Here is a 19,002-nt window from a genome sequence, read left to right on the forward strand (position 1 = left end):
TCCTGAGAGATTCCGGGTTCGCGCGTTCCGCGCGCCCCGGAATGACCGACCGAGAAGTCATCTCCGTCGTCGCCGCACCATGATCAGCGCTGCAGCGGCGAGCTGCAGCGCGATGCAGCCGGCGAAGGGCAGCGTGTAGCTGCCCGATGCATCGCGCAGCAGGCCGATGACACCGGGGCCGAACGCATAGGTGACCTGGTTGATCGCGGTGTTGAGCGCCACCAGGATACCGAACGACGACGCCGGGAATTCGCGCTGGATGATCAGCGCCGGCAAGGTGATCAGATTGCCGACCGAGAAGCCGAACAGCGCGCAGGCAACCAACAAGAGCGTCGCATCCCGGGTCGAGATGAGCACACCCAACGCCACCGCCTGGCTGGCGAACGACAGCGCCGAGACCAGACGCTGATTGAGGCGGTCGATCACCACCGACAGCGACACCCGGCCAACCACCGCCATCGCGGTCAGCAGCGACGTCGCCACCGCGGCACGCTCCCGTCCGATCAGCGGATCGAGATAGGCGATCAGGTGGACGATGAACCCGACCTGCGCGAACAGCACCAGCGAAAACGCGATGGTGGCGGTCAGAAAACCGAGGTCGCGTAGCGCACCGCTGCGGATCGCGCCGGAGGACAGCGCCCGCGGCGCGGTGGCCGCAGCCACAGCATTGGCGAGATGCGGCGGCGGCGCGACCACGATCGCGACCAGCGGCATCAGCAGCACCACCGCGGCGATCGCCGCCGCCGTAGTCGCCCCGGTGAAGCCGAGCGCGCCGATCAGCGCTACCAGCAGCGGCACGCCGGCGATGCCGCCGAAGCTGGCGCCGTTCAGCGCTAGGCTGATCGCCATGCCGCGGCGCTGGTCGAACCACAGGCCGAGCGTGTTCGTAATTGCGCCGAGACTGGTGCCGGCCCACCCGACCGCGAGGATCGCATCCACCGCGTAGAGCTGCCACGGCGCGTCGATGCGGCCGAGCAGCACCGTGCCGAGTGCCATCGCCGCAATGCCACCGAGCAGGCAGGCGCGCGCGCCGATGGCGCGGATCACATCGCCGACGAACGCCACCAGCAGTGCACCGGCGAGATAGAAGAAGGTGGTGGCAGTCGCGATCTGCGACGATGGCCAGCCATGAAGTCGGGACAATTCGGCGAGGTACACGCTCTGGCCGTAGAAGCCGAGCCCCCAGCCGAAGGTGGCGACGATGAAGCACACCGCGACGATCCGCCAACCGTGATAGCGGAACGAGGTCTCGTCGGGAGCGGGAGCGGTCACCATCGGCGGCGGCGAGCGCGGCCGGTCGCACGCGACGGCATTGCTTCACTCCCTGTCCCGGCTCGAGGCCGGACGTGTTGTTGCGCGGCTCAGACGCCGCGATCGGATAGTTCGGTGGCGGCGTCAGCCACCCGTTTCCGGACTTTCGACCAGCCGGTGATCGCCAGCACGATCAGGCCGAGCAGCACCGGCGGGAACACCGCGAGATTCACGGTGGTCCAGCCGTAGTTCGCCAGCAGCTGGCCGGACGAGAACGAGCCGAGCGCCATCAGGCCGAAGATGATGAAGTCGTTGAACGCCTGGACCTTGTTCTTCTCGCTCGGCTGATGCGTCTCGAGCACTAGCGCCGAGGCGCCGACGAACGCCAGATTCCATCCGACGCCGATCACGAACAGCGTCGCCCAGAAGTGCGGGGCGGTGACGCCGAGCAGGCCGATCGACGCACCAAGCGCTTCCAGGATCAGGCCGGCAGCGACCACGCGCGGCGCGCCGAATTTGGCGATCAGCGAGCCGGTAACGAAGCTCGGCGCATACATCGCCACGATGTGCCACTGCAGGCCGAAATTGGAATCACCGACACTCAGGCCGCACATCTGCATCGCCAGCGGTGCCGAGGTCATCACCAGATTCATCATCGGATAGGCGATGGCGCCGCACAGCGCCGCGGCGATGAAGCGCGGCTGCCGCACGATCTCCAGCAGCGGCCGGCCACCGGCCTGCTCGGCGGGCTTCGGCTTGGGTGCATCGACGCCCCACAGCACCGCCATCGCGATCAGCGCGATCGCCGCCTGCACCACATAGGAGAATGCGAACAGAAAAGGCTGCCAGACATCCATGGTCCACTGCACGAGCTGTGGACCGAGCACGCCGGCGAACACGCCGCCGGCCATCACCCACGACACCGCCTTCGGGCGATAGGCGGCGCTGGCACCATCGGCGGCGGCGAACCGATAAGACTGCGACACGGCGGCGTACAGCCCGCCGATGAACGTCGCGATGCAGAACAGCAGGAACGAGCCGTACAGGATGGCGACAGCACCGAGCACGCCGGTGAGCGCGCCGCAGCCGGTGCCGATCATGAACGAAACGCGGCGACCGTAAACCCGCGCGATCCAACCGGTCGGCAGCGTGCCGGCGGCAAGGCCCAGCACGTACATCGACAGCGGCACGGTCGCGAGCGACATCTCCGGCGCGAGCTGCGCGCCGATGATCGAGCCGGTCGCGAAAATCACCGCGGCGTTGGCGCCGGTCAGCGCCTGGGCCGCGACCAGCCGCACCACGTTGGAACGGGCACGGGCATCGTCTTCGACGATGTCGTTGGCCGTCGCATCGACCATCGGCAGGGATTCTCCTCGCACCGGTCGACAACGGCCGGCGATTGCGCGCGCATCATAGGGCCGGGCGGGGCGTGATCAACCCGCCGCGCCGCCGGCTGCCGCATGGCCCTCCGCCGGTTTCGCCCGTACGAATACCAGGATCAGGTTGTTGGCCGGCATCTCGACGATCTCGCTCAGCGCCAGACCGGCGCCGGCCGCGAGCTTTTTCAGATCCGCAACATCGCGGACACCCCATTCCGGATTGGCGTCGCGCAGGCTGGTGTCGAACACCGCATTGCTGAGCGCGGTGTGCTTGCCGTCCTGCTTGAACGGTCCATACAGCACCAGCATGCCGTCCTGGCGCAGCAGCCGTCCGGCGCCGGCCAGCAGCCCTTCGGCGACGCGCCACGGCGCGATGTGAACGACGTTGGCACAGAACATCGCCAGCAGCTGACCGGGCGCCGCGCCGTCGGCCGGTGCCACCGACCAGGCGGGATCGGCCAGGTCGATCCGCTGCGGCGGCCGCAGATTTGGCAGCGCCGCTTGGGCGCGCCAGGCGGCGATGCTCTTGAGGTGCTGGTCGTTGACGTCGCTCGGCCACCACATGATGTCCGGATGCTCGCGCGCCAGCGCTGCGATGTGCTGGCCGGTGCCACTGCCGGCTTCGAGCACGTCGCCCTGCCGCCCGGCGAGCAGCCGGGCCAGCACGGCGCGGATCGGCGCATCGTTGCGATGGAACGCGGCGGCGTCGAGCCGGCCGTCGGGTTCGACCCGCCGTCCGTCCTTGCCGAACTCCACCACGAACTCCGCCATCGCCACCTGCCGCATCCACTATCGTGCGAGGTGTACAGACCCGGCTGTTACACGCAAGTCACAGCTCGTCACAATCCGACCATGATTGCACCTGTTCGCCGCCATGGGCGAATTGACTCGCCAATTCCGCGACTTCTAATGGCGATGACGGTTCCCGAGAGGGATGAAAAGGGAATACGGTGCGGACGCAGACACTTTCGCGTTCTAGGCCGTAGCTGTTCCCGCAACTGTAAGCGGATCGTCTTTCGTCGGATGCCACTGGGAACCTCGGTCCTGGGAAGGCGACGGAAGATCAACTGCGAGCCAGGAGACCTGCCGTCATTCGTGGTCACACGCGAAGTTGCCGGCCGGGAATTGCAGGCATTGTCTTCACCGCTTTCAAAAGCTCGGTGAGACATCGTTCGCTGTGACGTGCCACAGACGTCAGCCGAGGTTGAACCTTATGCAATCCCGACCCGCCGCGCCGCGGCCGTGCTCCGCACTTTCACGCGCGCTTCTCGCCTCCACCATTCTGGTGCCCGCGCTTTCGCTCACCACGCCTGCCGCCGCGCAGGACGTGCTGCCCGAGATCGTGGTCAGCGCCACCGCCACCGAAACGCCGCGCGAGCAGGTGGCCAGCTCGGTGACCGTGATCACCGCGGACGATCTCGCCCGCTATCAGCAGCGTACCGCCGCCGAGGCGCTCAGCATGGTGCCCGGCCTCAATGTGGTGCGCACCGGCGGCCCCGGTGGCTCGACCTCGATCTTCATGCGCGGCACCAACTCCAACCACGTCAAGGTGCTGATCGACGGCATCGACGCCGGCGATCCGAGCAAGCCGAACGGCGCTTATGATTTCGCCAATCTGCTGACCTCCGATATCGAACGGATCGAAGTGCTGCGCGGCCCGCAGAGCGGCCTGTACGGCTCGGACGCGATCGGCGGCGTGATCTCCGTCGTCACCAAGCGCGGCAGCGGGCCTGCCAAGCTGACCGGCTCGATCGAAGGCGGCTCGTTCGGCACCTTCAACCAGACCGCGCGCGCCGCCGGCTCGCAGGACAATTTCGACTACGCCTTCAACGTCGCGCATTACCGCACGACCAGCCTGCCAGTGACGCCGCTCGATCTGCTGGCGCCGGGCCAGCAGCGCAACAACGACAACTACGACAACCTGACCTATTCGACCCGGCTCGGTGTCCGTGCCAGCGACGAGCTCACCTTCAACTACGTCGCTCGCTACACCGACGCTCACAAAGGGTTCACCGGCGACGATTATTCGAACTATCCAAATTCTTTCCCAGCATCGCTGCAGAGCACTATGGCAAGCCGCGATTTCCTAACCCGCAGCGAAGCGGTGTGGTCGCCACTCGGCAACTTCACCAGCACGTTCGGGGTCAGCTACAGCAACCAATGGAACCGCACGTTCGATCCCAATCCGAATTTCACTACCAACCTCATCACCGGTACCGTCGGGATCTCGCCGCCAAGCTCGTACACCGGTGAACGCACCAAGTTCGACTGGAAGGGCGTTCTCGACGTCGGCTACGGGCAGAAACTGGTGGTCGGCACCGAACGCCAGGACGAGACGATCCGCACCAACTCGATGGGCGACTACGACTTCGCCGGCAACTACCAGCAGAAGACGCTCCACGCTCGCACCGGCAACACCGCAGGATTCGTCGAACTGCAGTCGGAGTTCACCAAGAACTTCTTCCTGGTCTCCAACGTGCGCTACGACGACAACGACAGCTTCGGCGGACATTCGACCTGGCGTGTCGCGCCGGTGTTCATCGTGCCGACCCTCGAGACTCGGCTGAAGGCGACCTACGGCACCGGCTTCAAGGCGCCGACGCTGATCCAGCTCTACGTCAACAATCCAGCCTATGCCACAGTCGGCAACCCGGCGCTGAAGCCGGAGACTAGCAAGGGCTACGACGTCGGCTTCGAGCAGCCGCTGTTCGCCAACCGCGTCGTTTTCGGTTCGACGTACTTCAACAACGAGATCAACGACCTGATCAACTCGACCGGTTACGACGTCACGCTCGGTGGCTACAGCTACAAGAACATCGGCATGGCGCGCACCTCGGGCGTCGAGTCGTTCGTGTCGTGGCAGGCGACCGAGACGCTGCGCTTCCGCGTCGACCACACCTATACGCACGCCATCGACCAGACCACCGACCAGAAGCTGCGGCGGCGTCCCGACAACAAGGTGACGATGGCGGCGATCTGGAATCCGGTCGAGCGCGCGACGGTGTCGGCGACCGTGCTCTACACCAGCTCGTGGGTCGACTACGACCGGTTCGGCACCACGCTGCTCGACGCGCCGTCGTTCACCACCGTGAACCTGGCGGCGAGCTATGAGGTCGATCCGCACGTCACCGTGTTCGGCCGCATCGACAACCTGTTCGACAAAAAATACGAGGTGCCGGTCGGCTTCCTGCAGCCCGGATTCGGCGCTTTCGCGGGCGTCCGCGTCACCAACTAGCGATCATCGTGTTCCGCCGCCGCACAAGTCGGCGGCGGACGCCCTGTTCCCGGCACACGGGCTCATGCGCGAAACCAATGTCGAAGAGCCTCCGAATGCCGAAAGGCTGTTCGGAGGCTTTTTTCGTGCTATCACGCCGCCTCCCGAATTGAATGCAATTGAACTGGAAGAATGACGAACGACGACGATCACCGCGCTGGCAGCGCCGCTGAAGGCGACGGCGGCAAGACCGAACGCGACGCCGCAGCGAAAGCGGTCCTGGACAACATGGCGCGCCTGCGCGCCCTGCGGCTCGCCCGCGAAGCTGCGATGCCGCAATCGGCGACATCGAGCAAGACCAAGCGAACCAGAACGGCGGCCTCCCCCACCAAGCGAGGCACCAAGAAGGTCGAAGACGACAAGCCGCGCCCCTTGTCGGAATGGCTGGCCGATCAACAGAGCTCAGGTCGGCGAACCTGATCGCGACGCAAAGCATCGCACTGCGGCATTGCACGATGCGAAAATTGCGTGCGGGCTGTGACGAACCAGTCTAATCTTGGATCGTCGTCGCAGTTGAACTGAGCTGACAACAACGCTGGCCGCGTGTGCGCCTTCGGACCACCCGCGCCGGCCATTACGGAACCGAGAGCCAATGATCGGCTTCCTACGCAAGCGGTCCAAGGCCGCTGCTCCCAAACGCGACAAGAAATCCGGCAATAGCGAGGGGAAAGGCGAAGCCAAGCCCACGCCGCCGAATCCCGCGCCTGCCCCGGACGACGATCTGTACGAGACCGGCGACATCTGCGGGCCGTCCCGCGATCGCGACGACTATACCAAGGATCTGTAACAGGCAGGCGCCGCGCACGAGTCGGCGCATCAAGCTTCTTGCCCAAATCCTTGATCGATCCGCGCCAGCGCCGCCGCATCGAGCAGATGATCGCCCCAGCCTTTGGCCGCCAGCGCTGCGGCGCGACTTGGCTGGGCGAGCAGGATCAGAGCCGTTGCGGCCAGCGGCACGACGCTTAACCAATCTTGCCGCACGGGGGTCAGCTCCTCGGCACTGCCCGCATAAGGCGACTGCCGCAGCATCAGTCGCGCGCACTCCCGCATCACGTCACGCCGCGTGCCACCACCCAGCGCGCAGCCGAGCAGCGCTTGCATGCCGAGATGGCTGCGAACACCATCCCGCGGCGGCACGGCCGCCGGCGGATGCTCGCCCAGCGACAGGCGCAGCAACAGATCGACGAGGTCGAGCCCCGCAAGCTGCGCGCTCATCGGCTCGACCAACCGCGGATTGCAATCGATATAGAGCGGCCGCGCATCGTTCACCGGCCGGATCAGATCGAACGACAGCGCGCCGTGCCAGCCGAGGGTTGCGCCGATCGTGGTGACGTCTTGACGAATGTCGTCGCTCCGCACGCTGAGCTTACGTGCCGGTCCGCCGCCCGCCCCTGATGCGACCTGTCGATAGGCGTGCAGCGCCAGCAGTGCGCCGCGATCGAACACCGCCTGGGCATGCTCGATCCGGCCCTCAACGAAGTCCTGCACCAACACCTCGCCGGCAAAACCATCGGCTGCGACCAGCTCACGCACCGCCTGATCGAGCGTCGCTTGATCGATCACCCGCCAGACACCGCGGCTGGCGGTGCCGACCGAGGTCTTGATCACGCAGGGAGGGCGAGCGGCCTCGCGCAGTTCGGCCTCCGAGGTCACGATCCGGGTCGGCGGCTGCGGCAGACCGAGCGATTCCAACAACCGGCTGAAGCCGGCCTTGGTCACCGCGGTGCGGTAGCCCCCATACGACGGCAGTGCCACGCCGGTCAGCGCTGTGATGCGATCGAGAGCGCGGGCGAACACCAGGCCTTGCTCGTGAATCGGCAACAGCACATCGAACCGGCGCGCCGCCAGCAGCTCCGTTACATAATCGAGATAGCCGGCGGGATCGCGGCGCAGCGGCGGGCAGCGATGCACCGCCCGCACGAAGCGCGAGAACCTGCCGAGACATAGCGGTGCCGGATCGCAGATTTCGACGTGATGTCCGGCGAGGCCGAGCACGGTGATCGCCTGGCGCGCCGAGGTGCTGCCGCCCTCGGACAACAGCACACGCAGCCGGCGATTTGCGGGAGCAATCATCGCGTTGCACTGATACTCCCTGATCCCATCGGGCGGACAGTCTAGCAGCACTTAGTCCGCTTCACGAAATTTGTGCAGATGCGTGCGGCCTGCGCCGCTACGTCACCACGTAATTCAATTGAACCGCGGCGGTTCTCGTGAGACCGTAAGCAAGATCGCACCGCAAACAACAAGCTCGGGCGATCGACCTTCAGCCCGCACCGCAGAGTGCGGCTTTCAACGAGAGGAAACACATTTGTCCATTCGCACCTCGCTCCTCCTGGCCAGCGCCGTCGCGCTCGCTGCAGCTCAGCCTGCTTTCGCCCAGAAGCAATACGGCCCCGGCGTCACCGACACCGAGATCAAGATCGGCCAGACCATGCCGTATAGCGGCCCGGCCTCGGCCTACGGCGTGCAAGGACAAGTCCAGAGCGCCTACTACGCGATGATCAATGCCAAAGGCGGGGTCAACGGCCGCAAGATCAATTTGATCAGCCTCGACGACGCCTACTCGCCGCCCAAGACGGTCGAGCAAACCCGCAAGCTGGTCGAGCAGGAAGAAGTGCTGGCGATCGTCGGCACCGTCGGCACACCGACCAATTCGGCTACTCAGAAATATCTCAACGCCAAGAAGGTGCCGCAGATCTTCATCTCGACCGGCGCGGCGAAGTGGGACGATCCGAAGAACTTTCCTTGGACCACGCAGCTCTACCCGCCCTATCAGATGGAGGGCATGATCTTCGCCAAGTACCTGCTGAAGAACAAACCCGACGCCAAGCTCGGCGTGTTCTCGCAGAACGACGACGCCGGCAAGGACTACGTCAAGGGCCTCAAGGACGGGCTCGGCGACAAGGCCAAGACCATGATCGTCAAGGAGGTCACCTACGAGGTCACCGACCCGACCGTCGACTCGCAGATCGTCGCACTGAAGGCGTCCGGCGCCGATACGCTGTTCACGATGGCAACGCCGAAGTTCGGCGCGCAGGCGATCCGCAAGGTGCATGAACTGAACTGGAAGCCGCTGAACTTCGTCGTCAGCGTCGCCAGCTCGATCAAGGGTGTTCTCGAGCCGGCCGGCAGCGAAGCTTCCACCGGACTGCTGACCGCTCTTGCGATGAAGACCCCGACCGATCCGCGGTTCGAGAACGACGCCGACGTCAAGGAATTCAAGGAATTCCTCGCCAAGTCGTTTCCGAAGGGCGACATCGCCGACAGCAGCGTCGTGATCGGCTACATCTCGGCCTACATGACGGTGAAGACGCTGGAAGCCTGCGGCGACAATCTCACCCGCGACAACCTGCTGAAGCAGGCCACCAACATCAAGCCGACCGCGGCGCCGTTGCTGCTGCCGGGCATCAAGATCTCGACCCGTCCGGACCGCTACGCGCCCTACACCCAGATGCAGATCGCGCGGTTCGACGGCAAGAGCTGGGTGCCGGAAGGCGAAGTGTTCAACACCGACGCGGCGAGCCAGTAAGGCTCAGCAGCCCCAACGCATCAAACGACGTCATGGCCGGGCTCGTCCCGGCCATTTCCATTTTCGGATCATCTGAAGGTGGTGAAGGCGCCGAAACTCGGCACGCCAGAGAGCGAACTCAGGCCGGCTTGCGGAGTCCAAGAGACACCGGCTCGGCGCTGCGCAGCAGCCTGGCCCGCTCGGTGTTCGGCCATAGCAGCACCAGGCCGGCGATGCCGGAAACGATCAGCACCGCGCCGTTGATGGCGTAGCCGACCACATAGCCGTGCAGCAGCGAACTGGCGTGCTGCAGCACGCTGCCCATCACCCAGGGCGCGATGATCCCCGCCAGCGTGTACAGCGCGCCGTAGATCGCGATCGCGGCGCCGCGCTGCGACACCGGGGCGAACTCGGCGATCATCGGCGGACACACCACGTAGATCGAGCCGCACAGGCCGGAGCCGACCACCAGAGCGACGATCTGCGCAGCGGGACTGTCGATATAGGGCAGCATCAGGATGATGGCGCCGCCGACCAGGAGCGGCGCCGCACCGAGCACGCCGCGCGCCATCCGGCTGGAGACGCCGCGCTGCATCAGCCGCTGCGACAGCCAGCCGGTGAACAGCACCACGCCGGCGCCGAACACCCACGGGGTGATCGAGATGAGGCCGGCCTGATGCTGGCTGAACCCCAGCCCCTGGATGATGAAGGTGGTGAACCAGGTCAGCCCGAGCGACAGCGCCCAATAGGCGCCGAAGGTCGCCAGCACGCAGCCGATGAAGGTGCGCGAGGTCAGCAGCCGGGCGTAGGGAATTCGCACTTCGGCCGCCGCGACCGCCGGGCTCGGCACCAGCGGTCCCTCTTTGCCGAGCGCGAGCCACGCCACCGCCCACATCAGCCCGACGATGCCGAGTGCCGCGAACGCGTAGTGCCAGGAGTGATTGACGATGATCCAGTTGAGCGCCGGCACCGCCAGGATCACACCGAACGCCGAGCCCTGCGACAGGATCGCGGTCGGCAGCGTGCGCTGATGATCGGGAAACCATTTGTAGATCGCATGCGCCGCGACCGAGAACGCCGGCCCTTCACCGGCGCCGAGAATGATGCGGCAGATCACGAAGGTGGCGAACGAGACTTCGCCGACCATCGGAAACTGCGCCACCGCCCACACCAGCGCCAGCGCCAGCAGCACCCATCGGGTCTCGACGCGATTGACGATGAAGCCGACGACGATTGCGGCGATCGAAAACAGGAAGAAGAACGACGAGCCGAGCAGGCCGAATTGTTCGGGCGAGAGCTTCAGCTCCTGCATGATCGGCACGCCGGCGAGACCGACGACGATCTTGTCGGCGAAGTTCACCACCATGAAGAGAAACAGCAGGAAGGTGATCCTCCAGGCACCCTGCGGCGTCGGCTGCGCGGTCACGGCGTGCTCCCTGGATCGTGTTTGATGGCGCGCTTAGTGCGAACCTCTTGCAATGCTGCCGCTGTTCCCGCGCGAATGCAATCCAGGATTCGCCGCCGAGGCGCTCGCGTGCATCGCAACCTTGTTTGCGGCGCAACAGCGCGTCGTCTTGAGTGACCGGCGCCGCGCCCCATATCCTTCAGGCCAATGACGACAGACTGGAAGGCAAGAATGACCGGATCGCGCCGGCGCGTGCGACGCGCTGTGATCGCCACGCTGCGCGGACTGCGCTCATGCTGATCGTCTCCGGTCTCACCAAATCCTATGTGTCCGGCCAGGACCGTGTCGCGGTGCTGCGCGGCGTCGACCTCGCGGTGCAGCCGGGTGAGAGCGTGGCGCTGACTGGCGAGTCCGGCAGCGGCAAGTCGACCTTGCTGCATCTGATCGCCGGCCTCGATCAGCCCGACAGCGGCGCCATCACCTTCGGCGAAGCGACGATCTCGACCATGCCGGACGCCGAACGCGCCGCCTTCCGCCGCGAGCGGCTGGGCTTGGTGTTTCAGCAGTTCAATCTGATCCCAAGCCTGACGGTCGCCGACAATCTGGTATTCCAGGCTCGCCTCGCCGGCCGCCATGATGAGGCGTGGCGTAGCGAGTTGATCGAGCGGCTGGGGCTCGGCGCCTTGCTGAAGCGCTACCCGGAGCAACTCTCCGGCGGCCAGCAGCAGCGCGTCGCGATCGGCCGCGCGCTGGCGATCAAGCCGCTGCTGCTGCTCGCCGACGAGCCGACCGGCAATCTCGACGAAGCAACCGCCGACGATGTGCTGGCGCTCGCCACCGATCTGGTCCGCCGCACCGGCTGCGGCTTCCTGATGGTGACGCACAGCGAACGTCTCGCCGGCATGCTCGATCGCAGGGTGCATCTGCACGCGGGGCTGATCCATTGAGGCGCGCGCTGTGGATCCTCGCCGTGCTGCTCAGCCACTGGCGACGGCATCCGATGCAGCTCGCGACCCTGGCGATCGGCCTGATCTCAGCGACTGCCTTGTGGAGCGGCGTGCAGGCGCTGAACGCGCAGGCGCGCCTCAGCTACGACCGCGCCGCCGCGGCGCTCGGCGGCAACCGCACCGCGACGCTGGTAGCGCGTGACGGCGGCAGCTTCGCACAGCAACTCTATGTCGATCTGCGCCGTGCCGGCTGGCAGGTGTCACCGGCGGTCGAAGGCGCGCTCCGGCTCAGCGGCCGGTCGCTGCGGCTGCTCGGCGTCGAACCGCTGTCGCTGCCGGTCGAAGCCCGCACCGCGCCGGCGCTCGGCACCGGCGACCTGCAGGGCTTCATCCTGCCGCCCGGCCAGACGCTGATCGCGCCGGAGACGCTGCGCGAATTCGGCCTGGCCGAAGGCGCCACGCCCGAGTTGCCGAACGGCCAGCATCTGCCGCCGCTGAAGCCGCAGGCCGAAATCGCCCCCGGCGTGCTGGTGGTCGATATCGGCCTTGCGCAGAAGCTGCTCGACATGCCGGACCGGCTGTCGCGGCTACTGCTCGGCAGCAAGCCCAGCGGTTCGCGTCCGCCGCTGCGCGACATCGTCGGCGATAGACTGCAGCTCGATCAGCCGGATGCAGCCACTGAGCTTGAACGCCTCACCGACAGCTTCCACCTCAACCTCACGGCGTTCGGGCTGCTCTCATTTTTGGTGGGGCTGTTCATCGTCAATTCGGCGATCGGGCTGGCGTTCGAGCAGCGCCGCCCGATGCTACGCACCTTGCGGGCCTGCGGCGCCTCGGCGCAGCAGCTCAACGCCGTGATGGTGATCGAGCTGTGCCTCATCGCCCTGCTCGCCGGCCTGATCGGTCTGGTCTGCGGCTATCTGATCGCCGCGACGCTGCTGCCCGACGTTGCCGCCACCTTGCGCGGCCTGTACGGCGCGCAGATTCCCGGCGAGCTGTCGCTGCGGCCAGAGTGGTGGCTCGCCGGCATCGCCATCAGCATTCTCGGCACCCTCGCGGCAGCCTCCGCAGCGCTGGTCAAGGCCGCACGGCTTCCGGTGCTCGCCGCCGCGCAGCCTTACGCATGGCAGCAGGCGCAGTATCGCTGGCTGATCGTGCAGGGCGCAGCCGCGCTTGCGGTGTTCGCCGCCGGCTTCGGATTCCTGTGGTTCGGCGACTCGCTGCTGTCGGGCTTTGCGGTGCTGGCCGCGATCCTGCTCGGCGCCGCGCTCGGACTGCCGGCGATCCTCGGGCTGGTGCTGGCGCTCGGCGAGAAGCTGGCGCGCGGGCCGCTGACGACGTGGTTCTGGGCCGACAGCCGGCTGCAGCTCTCCGGCCTGTCGCTGGCGCTGATGGCGCTGCTGCTCGCGCTCGGCGTCAATGTCGGCGTCGGCACCATGGTCGAGAGCTTCAGCCGCACCTTCCAGCGCTGGCTCGACGGCCGGCTCGCCGCGGAGGTCTATCTCAATGCGGCCACCGATCAGCAGGCGACCGAGATCAAGGCTTGGCTGAAGGGGCGTCCCGAAGTCAGGTCTCTGCTGCCCGGTGCTCGTGCCGAGGTGAAGCTGCAGGGCCAGCCGGTGGAGCTGATCGGCTTCGCCGACGATGCGACCTATCGTGATCACTGGCCGCTGCTCGAGCACACCACAGACGTCTGGGACCGCGTCGCACGAGGCGATGCGGCGCTGGTCAGCGAACAGCTGTGGCGCCGGCTCGGCGTCAAGCTCGGCGACCGCATCGTCGTGCCGAGCGACCGCGGCCCGTGGCCGGTCGAGGTGGTGGGGATCTATGCCGACTACGGCAATCCGCGCGGCCAGCTCGGCGTGGCGTTCGGCGCGCTGGTGACGCATTTCCCCGACGTGGCCAAGACCAGGTTCGGGCTGCGGGTCGATCCTGCAAAAGTGCCCACACTGATCGCCGACCTGCGCAGCAGCTTCGCGCTCGGGGAGCGCAGCCTCGCTGATCAGTCGACCCTGAAGGCGATCTCCAAGCAGATCTTCAGCCGCACTTTCGCAGTCACCACCGCGCTCAACGCTTTCACGCTCGGCATTGCGGGCGTGGCACTGCTGACCAGCCTGCTGACGCTGGGCGCGTCGCGGCTGCCGCAGGTCGCGCCGCTGTGGGCGATCGGCATCACCCGCCGCCGGCTGGCGCTGATCGAACTGACGAAGACGCTGGCGATGGCGGCGATCACCGCGCTGGTGGCGCTGCCGCTCGGGCTGATGGTGGCGTGGTGCCTGATCGCCGTCGTCAACGTCAAAGCGTTCGGCTGGCGGCTGCCGTTCGAGGTGTTTCCGTTCGAACTGGCCAAGCTGGTCGGCGTCGCTCTGTTGGCGACGTTGTTGGCGGCGGCGCTGCCGATCCTGAAGCTGATGCGGATGCAGCCGGCGCGGCTGGTGAAGGTGTTTGCCGATGAGCGCTAGAGGCCGGATCAGCCGCCGCGTCTTCACCGGCGGCCTTGTTGCCGCATCTCTCGCCGCACAGCGGGCGTGGGCGCAGGGCTTTGCCGGCCTCGGCAGCGACGCCGGGGGATTTGCTCCTGTGGTGCCGGGCCGCACGCTGGCGTTTCCCGACGACCATGGTCCGCATCCGGATTTCCGGATCGAGTGGTGGTACCTCACCGCCAACCTGAAGGATGCCGCCGGCAACGCCTATGGGGCGCAGTGGACCCTGTTCCGCCAGGCCATGACGCCGGGCCCGCAACGCAGCGGCTGGGCCAACCAGCAGATCTGGATGGCACATGCTGCCGTCACCAGCGCCGACATCCATCGTTTCGCCGAGAAGTTTTCGCGCGGCGGGGTCGGCGTCGCAGGGGTCGAGGCCTCGCCGTTCAAGGCCATGATCGACGATTGGGCGATGCAGGGCGATCCATCGCTGGTGGCAGCGACGCTGTCGCCGCTCACGGTGACCGCGCGCGGCACCGATTTCAGCTACGCATTGCGGCTGAGCGCCGATCGGCCGCTGGTGCTGCAGGGCGACAACGGCTACTCGCGCAAGTCCGAGCGCGGCCAGGCGTCGTACTACTACAGCCAGCCGTATTTCACCGCCTTCGGCACGCTGACGCTCGACGGTCGCTCCATTGCGGTCGAGGGATCGGCCTGGATGGACCGCGAATGGTCGAGCCAGCCGCTCGCTTCCGACCAGACCGGTTGGGACTGGTTCTCGCTGCATCTGTCCTCCGGCGAGAAGGTGATGCTGTTTCGGCTACGGCAGCGCGACGGCAGCAACTACTTCGCCGGCAATTGGATCGGCACCGATGGCCGCTCCATGCCGCTGTCACCGGATCAGATCCGGCTCGAACCGCTCGGCGTCACCACGATTGGGACGCGCCAGGTGCCGACACGCTGGCGCGTGGCAGTCGCCGGGCATGACCTTGCGATCGAGACCACGCCGCTCAATCCGAAAAGCTGGATGGGGACCAGCTTCCCGTATTGGGAAGGGCCGATTGCGTTCAACGGTAACCGGAGCGGCTTCGGGTATCTTGAGATGACCGGATATTGAGTTCAAGCTGCGCACAACCGGCGGCCATCAAGCCGGGCAAGAACGAACCTAGTCTGGGAGCCCTTGGATGTTTCATTACACCACGATCGCCACCCTTCTGGCGTTGATGTTCTATTTCTACACCTCGGTGCAGGTCGCGCGCGCGCGGATGCTGTATGGCGTCAAGGCGCCGGCGATTTCCGGCCACCCGGATTTCGAGCGGGTGTTTCGCGTGCAGGCCAATACGCTGGAATGGATGCCGATCTTCCTGCCGTCGCTGTGGCTGTTCGCGTACTATCTGAGCGACGCCTTCGCGGCCGCGGCGGGCGCGGTGTGGATCATCGGGCGGATTCTCTACATGCTGGGCTATGCCGAAGCCCCCGAGAAGCGCGGCCTCGGCTTTGCGGTGCAGATGGTAGCGACCGCCTTCCTGTGGGGCGGTTCGGTATACGGCGTCGTGCACCAGATGTTGGGGGCTTGATCCGAGCATAGCGAGCTCCCTCTCCCGCTTGCGGGAGAGGGTTGGGGTGAGGGCGCCCCAGGCAGTGACTCAGCGATCCGCCGAGAGGAGTGCCCTCACCCGGATCGCTGCGCGATCCAACCTCTCCCGCAAGCGGGAGAGGTTGCGCAGCGCTCGCGCCGGCTTTCACTTCAGCGGCTCGATCGAGCGCTTACTTGGTGAGCGGGCAGCCGCTCTCGGCCGCAGTGGGGAATGCCTTGTCGCCAGGCACGGTGGCGAGCAGCTTGTAGTAATCCCACGGCTTCTTCGACTCTTCCGGCTTCTTCACCTCGAACAGATACATGTCGTGGACGAAGCGGCCGTTGGCCAGCACCTTGCCGGACGCGAACGCATCCTCGACCGGGAGCTCCTTCAGCTTCTTGGCCACCGCATCGGTATCCTTGGTGCCGGCGGCCTTCACCGCCTTCAGATAGGACAGCGTCGCCGAATAGGTGCCGGCCTGAATCATGCTCGGCATCCGGTTGGTGCGCTTGAAGAAGCGCTCGGCAAACTCGCGCGATTTGTCGTCGCGGTCCCAATAATAGGCTTCGGTCAGCACCAGCCCCTGCGCCGCCTTGAGGCCGAGGCCGTTCACTTCGGCCAGCGTCATCAGCAGACCTGCCAGCTTCTGGCCGCCGGCGACGATGCCGAATTCAGAGGCCTGCTTGATCGAATTGGCGGTGTCGAGGCCGGCATTGGCGAGACCGACCACCTTGGCTTTCGATGCCTGCGCCTGCAGCAGGAACGAGGAGAAGTCCGACGAATTCAGCGGATGCCGCACCGAGCCGAGCACCTTGCCGCCGCTCGCCAGCACGATCTCGCTGGTGTCCTTCTCCAGCGCGTAGCCAAACGCGTAGTCGGCGGTGAGGAAGAACCAGGTGTCGCCGCCGGCCTTCACCAGCGCACCGCCGGTTCCGACCGCGAGCGCGTGGGTGTCGAACGCCCAATGGAACCCGTAAGGCTGGCAGGCATCGCCGGTGATCCGCGAGGTCGCGGCGCCGACCACGATGTCGATCTTCTTTTTTTCCTTCGACAGATCCTGGATCGCCAGCGCTACCGACGACGTGGTGAGCTCGGTGATCATGTCGACGCCGTCGACGTCGTACCATTTGCGCGCGATCGCCACGGCGTTGTCGGGCTTATTCTGATGGTCGGCGGAGATCAGCTCGATCTTCTGCCCGAGCACTTCGCCGCCGAAATCCTCGACCGCCATCTTGGCGGCTTCGAGCGACCACTTGCCGCCGTAGTCGGCATAGACGCCGGACTGGTCGTTGAGAATACCGATCTTGACGCCCTGCGCCGAGGCCGGCGTGACGGCGACGAGGGCAGTGGCCGCGAGCGCGGCGGAAAGAAGTTTGAGTTTCATGGCGTGCCTCCCAGTGTTTTGGTTGGCGCGCAGCTTAGTTAGGAAAATTGCCGCTGCCCAGCGGATTGTGCAGCAATGGCAGTGGTTACAGGGCGTCGAATTTGTAAGCCGCTTGCAAGAAGGTTCCATAGCGCTCGGTGCGTGCCGGCTGGGTCTGACAGGGGCACTCCGTGCCGAAGATATTGGTGTAGGCGTTAGTGGTCGCCCACATCGCCCAATACCGCGCACCGGCGCCAATGCTGAAAGCGCTGTTCAACTGATACGACAGGATGGCTTCGAGCTGAACGCCCTGCCCGGTGCCCTGCGACGGCGAGACCTTGTCGGTGACATCCGTGCGCAGCAAATGAGTGTCGGTTCCGAAGGTCTTCACATAGGGCAGATAGGCCGCATCGGCCGAGAGCTTAAACCCACGGCCAAGCCCGATCTCACCATTGAGGCCGACCCGCAACGAGTGCCAGGTGTCATTCTGGGTGATAGCGAGAACGGCAGCCGAAATCGGTCGAGCACAGACCAGCGACGTGGCGCCCGCGGTCTGAATGCAGCCATAGGCCGATTTGTTCTCGCGATAGTAATTGTAACCCACGAACCCGCCGAACTTGTAGTCGGACCCGCGTAGCAGATTGTAACCGACATCGAGCGTCGCATAGGCGATGCTGCCCTTGACCGGATCGGACAACGTATTCGAGTAGGGGATGCCGTCGGTGGCGATCCAGTCCTCGTCGTTCATATGTCCACTCAGCAGGGTGCCGCCGCCGGCGAAGCCCTTGAGGAAGGTATCGTAGGGACCATCGACGCGACCGAATGCCTCGCCCGATGCCGCGGTGCTTTGATAGGTCAATCGCGAGATCAGGACATTCTGAGTGCCCTGATCGAAGGTCGCCCCGAGATCCTTCTGGAAGCGCCCCGAACTGTACCAGACGCGACCGCCGACCTCGACCGCGCCACGTTCGACGACATCGATCCCGGCTTGGGAGCCGCGCAGATGATAGTCGTCGAAGCGTGCGTCGACATCGCCGCCGAATTTCAGATTGAGGCCGACCTTTACCGCATGCAGGTCCTGCTCGACCTTGCTGGTGCCGGGGGGCGTGGCGAAAAGACCGACGCCCGGCACCAGCCGTTCGCTGCCCGGCGTCGCCATGTCACGACTGCCGAAATCGGCGTAGTTGTATTCGAGCTTCACCGACCAGGCCGGCGCGAGCGCCCGTTCGATGCCGGCGCCGATGGTCCAGCCCCAACGACCGTCGTTGACGTCGGTCGAGTTTCCGAGCGGATAGCCGACGGCGATGTCGAGCCGTTCACTCAGGAGAGCCGCGCCGCCTTTGGCGTAGAGCAGCGTGCGGCCGGCGGGGCCGGTGATAAATCCGGCACGGCCGGTCAGCGTCGCCAACGCATCCTGGCGGACGCGGCAATTGGACGAAACGAACAACCCCGACGACGCCATGCAGGTGTTGGTGCCCTTGGCGTTCATCGAACTGAGATCGGCCTCGACGCCGATCAGCCAATTTGCGTTCGGCTGATAGTTATAGCCGACCTGGATGCCGGCAAGTGCCGCCGGGCTGCGAACGCTGCCGCCGTAAAGACCGGGGCCGGCAGGGTCGCTGAAGCTCGACGAACCGAAGCTGCCGCCGACATGAACGCCCCAATACAGACCGGCCCAGTTCCACGACACCGGCGCCACCGGCATGAGCGGAGGAAAGCGCGGCATGTCGGCCGCTGCGGCCGGCGCAATTACCGTCGCGAGCATGGCGGCGGTAACAAGGATTCGACTCATGGCAACACACTCTGCTCGGCACAACGATGCCGAGCAGAGTGCGCGCTAGGGATTAAAAAAGTGGTAACCCTGTTTGTTAGCTA

Annotated in this window: 15 protein-coding genes and 1 riboswitch; of the genes, 8 read left to right on the plus strand and 7 right to left on the minus strand. The window is 65.8% G+C overall.

The window, feature by feature from the left end; translation table 11 throughout:
• Window positions 1-57: 57 nt before the first annotated feature.
• The 3 genes from RPPS3_RS24240 to RPPS3_RS24250 all read right to left on the minus strand — a co-directional run bounded on the left by RPPS3_RS24240 (window position 58) and on the right by RPPS3_RS24250 (window position 3,401).
• Window positions 58-1,275 carry an MFS transporter gene (locus RPPS3_RS24240; protein ID WP_107346329.1) on the minus strand — a complete coding sequence of 406 codons (1,218 nt, stop codon included), beginning with the start codon at window positions 1,273-1,275 and terminating at the stop codon, window positions 58-60.
• Window positions 1,276-1,361: 86 nt separating this feature from the next.
• The gene (locus tag RPPS3_RS24245; protein ID WP_107346330.1) at window positions 1,362-2,609 is read right to left on the minus strand and encodes an MFS transporter; all 1,248 of its coding nucleotides are present in this window, start codon (window positions 2,607-2,609) and stop codon (window positions 1,362-1,364) included.
• Window positions 2,610-2,684: 75 nt separating this feature from the next.
• Window positions 2,685-3,401, minus strand: a complete 717-nt coding sequence (locus RPPS3_RS24250; RefSeq protein ID WP_107346759.1) for a DUF938 domain-containing protein — start codon at window positions 3,399-3,401, stop codon at window positions 2,685-2,687.
• Window positions 3,402-3,532: 131 nt separating this feature from the next.
• A riboswitch (cobalamin riboswitch) is annotated at window positions 3,533-3,735 on the plus strand.
• A 108-nt stretch (window positions 3,736-3,843) separates the two neighbouring features.
• On the opposite strand from RPPS3_RS24250, the gene RPPS3_RS24255 reads away from it, so the two are divergent.
• The 3 genes from RPPS3_RS24255 to RPPS3_RS24265 all read left to right on the plus strand — a co-directional run bounded on the left by RPPS3_RS24255 (window position 3,844) and on the right by RPPS3_RS24265 (window position 6,691).
• On the plus strand, window positions 3,844-5,865 hold the full coding sequence (locus RPPS3_RS24255) for a TonB-dependent receptor plug domain-containing protein (protein WP_107346331.1): 2,022 nt from the start codon (window positions 3,844-3,846) through the stop codon (window positions 5,863-5,865).
• Window positions 5,866-6,036: 171 nt separating this feature from the next.
• Window positions 6,037-6,324, plus strand: coding sequence for a hypothetical protein (locus tag RPPS3_RS24260; protein WP_107346332.1), 288 nt, complete (start codon window positions 6,037-6,039; stop codon window positions 6,322-6,324).
• Window positions 6,325-6,496: 172 nt separating this feature from the next.
• A complete protein-coding gene (locus RPPS3_RS24265) occupies window positions 6,497-6,691 on the plus strand; it encodes a hypothetical protein (RefSeq protein ID WP_107346333.1) in 195 nt (64 codons plus the stop codon).
• Between the two features lie 29 nt (window positions 6,692-6,720).
• On the opposite strand, the gene RPPS3_RS24270 is transcribed toward RPPS3_RS24265, so the two are convergent.
• Window positions 6,721-7,977, minus strand: coding sequence for an ATP-grasp domain-containing protein (locus tag RPPS3_RS24270; RefSeq protein ID WP_107346334.1), 1,257 nt, complete (start codon window positions 7,975-7,977; stop codon window positions 6,721-6,723).
• 235 nt (window positions 7,978-8,212) lie between these two features.
• On the opposite strand from RPPS3_RS24270, the gene RPPS3_RS24275 reads away from it, so the two are divergent.
• Complete coding sequence (locus tag RPPS3_RS24275) at window positions 8,213-9,433, plus strand: ABC transporter substrate-binding protein (protein ID WP_107346335.1); 1,221 nt, start codon at window positions 8,213-8,215, stop codon at window positions 9,431-9,433.
• Window positions 9,434-9,551: 118 nt separating this feature from the next.
• Here the strand turns inward: RPPS3_RS24275 and RPPS3_RS24280 are convergent, their stop codons facing one another.
• Complete coding sequence (locus tag RPPS3_RS24280) at window positions 9,552-10,838, minus strand: MFS transporter (protein WP_107346336.1); 1,287 nt, start codon at window positions 10,836-10,838, stop codon at window positions 9,552-9,554.
• A gap of 272 nt (window positions 10,839-11,110) precedes the next feature.
• Between RPPS3_RS24280 and RPPS3_RS24285 the strand changes: the two genes are divergently transcribed.
• The 4 genes from RPPS3_RS24285 (at window position 11,111) to RPPS3_RS24300 (ending at window position 15,764) form a co-directional block, all read left to right on the plus strand.
• Window positions 11,111-11,764 (plus strand): ABC transporter ATP-binding protein, encoded by a 654-nt coding sequence (locus RPPS3_RS24285; protein ID WP_107346760.1) that lies wholly within the window; start codon window positions 11,111-11,113, stop codon window positions 11,762-11,764.
• Entirely contained in the window at window positions 11,761-14,226 is a 2,466-nt protein-coding gene (locus RPPS3_RS24290; protein ID WP_107346337.1) for an FtsX-like permease family protein, read from the plus strand. Before RPPS3_RS24285 ends, RPPS3_RS24290 begins: the two co-directional genes overlap by 4 nt.
• Window positions 14,216-15,304, plus strand: coding sequence for a lipocalin-like domain-containing protein (locus RPPS3_RS24295; protein WP_107346338.1), 1,089 nt, complete (start codon window positions 14,216-14,218; stop codon window positions 15,302-15,304). The genes RPPS3_RS24290 and RPPS3_RS24295 overlap by 11 nt, the downstream gene beginning before the upstream one ends.
• A 67-nt stretch (window positions 15,305-15,371) precedes the next feature.
• Window positions 15,372-15,764, plus strand: a complete 393-nt coding sequence (locus RPPS3_RS24300; protein ID WP_107346339.1) for an MAPEG family protein — start codon at window positions 15,372-15,374, stop codon at window positions 15,762-15,764.
• Window positions 15,765-15,954: 190 nt separating this feature from the next.
• Here RPPS3_RS24300 and RPPS3_RS24305 read toward each other — a convergent pair whose 3' ends face one another.
• Together RPPS3_RS24305 and RPPS3_RS24310 are read right to left on the minus strand one after the other, a co-directional pair.
• The gene (locus RPPS3_RS24305) at window positions 15,955-17,148 is read right to left on the minus strand and encodes an ABC transporter substrate-binding protein (RefSeq protein WP_107346340.1); all 1,194 of its coding nucleotides are present in this window, start codon (window positions 17,146-17,148) and stop codon (window positions 15,955-15,957) included.
• 85 nt (window positions 17,149-17,233) lie between these two features.
• Window positions 17,234-18,919, minus strand: a complete 1,686-nt coding sequence (locus tag RPPS3_RS24310) for an outer membrane beta-barrel protein (protein WP_107346341.1) — start codon at window positions 18,917-18,919, stop codon at window positions 17,234-17,236.
• Window positions 18,920-19,002 lie beyond the last annotated feature (83 nt).

This window comes from Rhodopseudomonas palustris (assembly GCF_003031265.1).
GTDB lineage: Bacteria > Pseudomonadota > Alphaproteobacteria > Rhizobiales > Xanthobacteraceae > Rhodopseudomonas > Rhodopseudomonas palustris_H.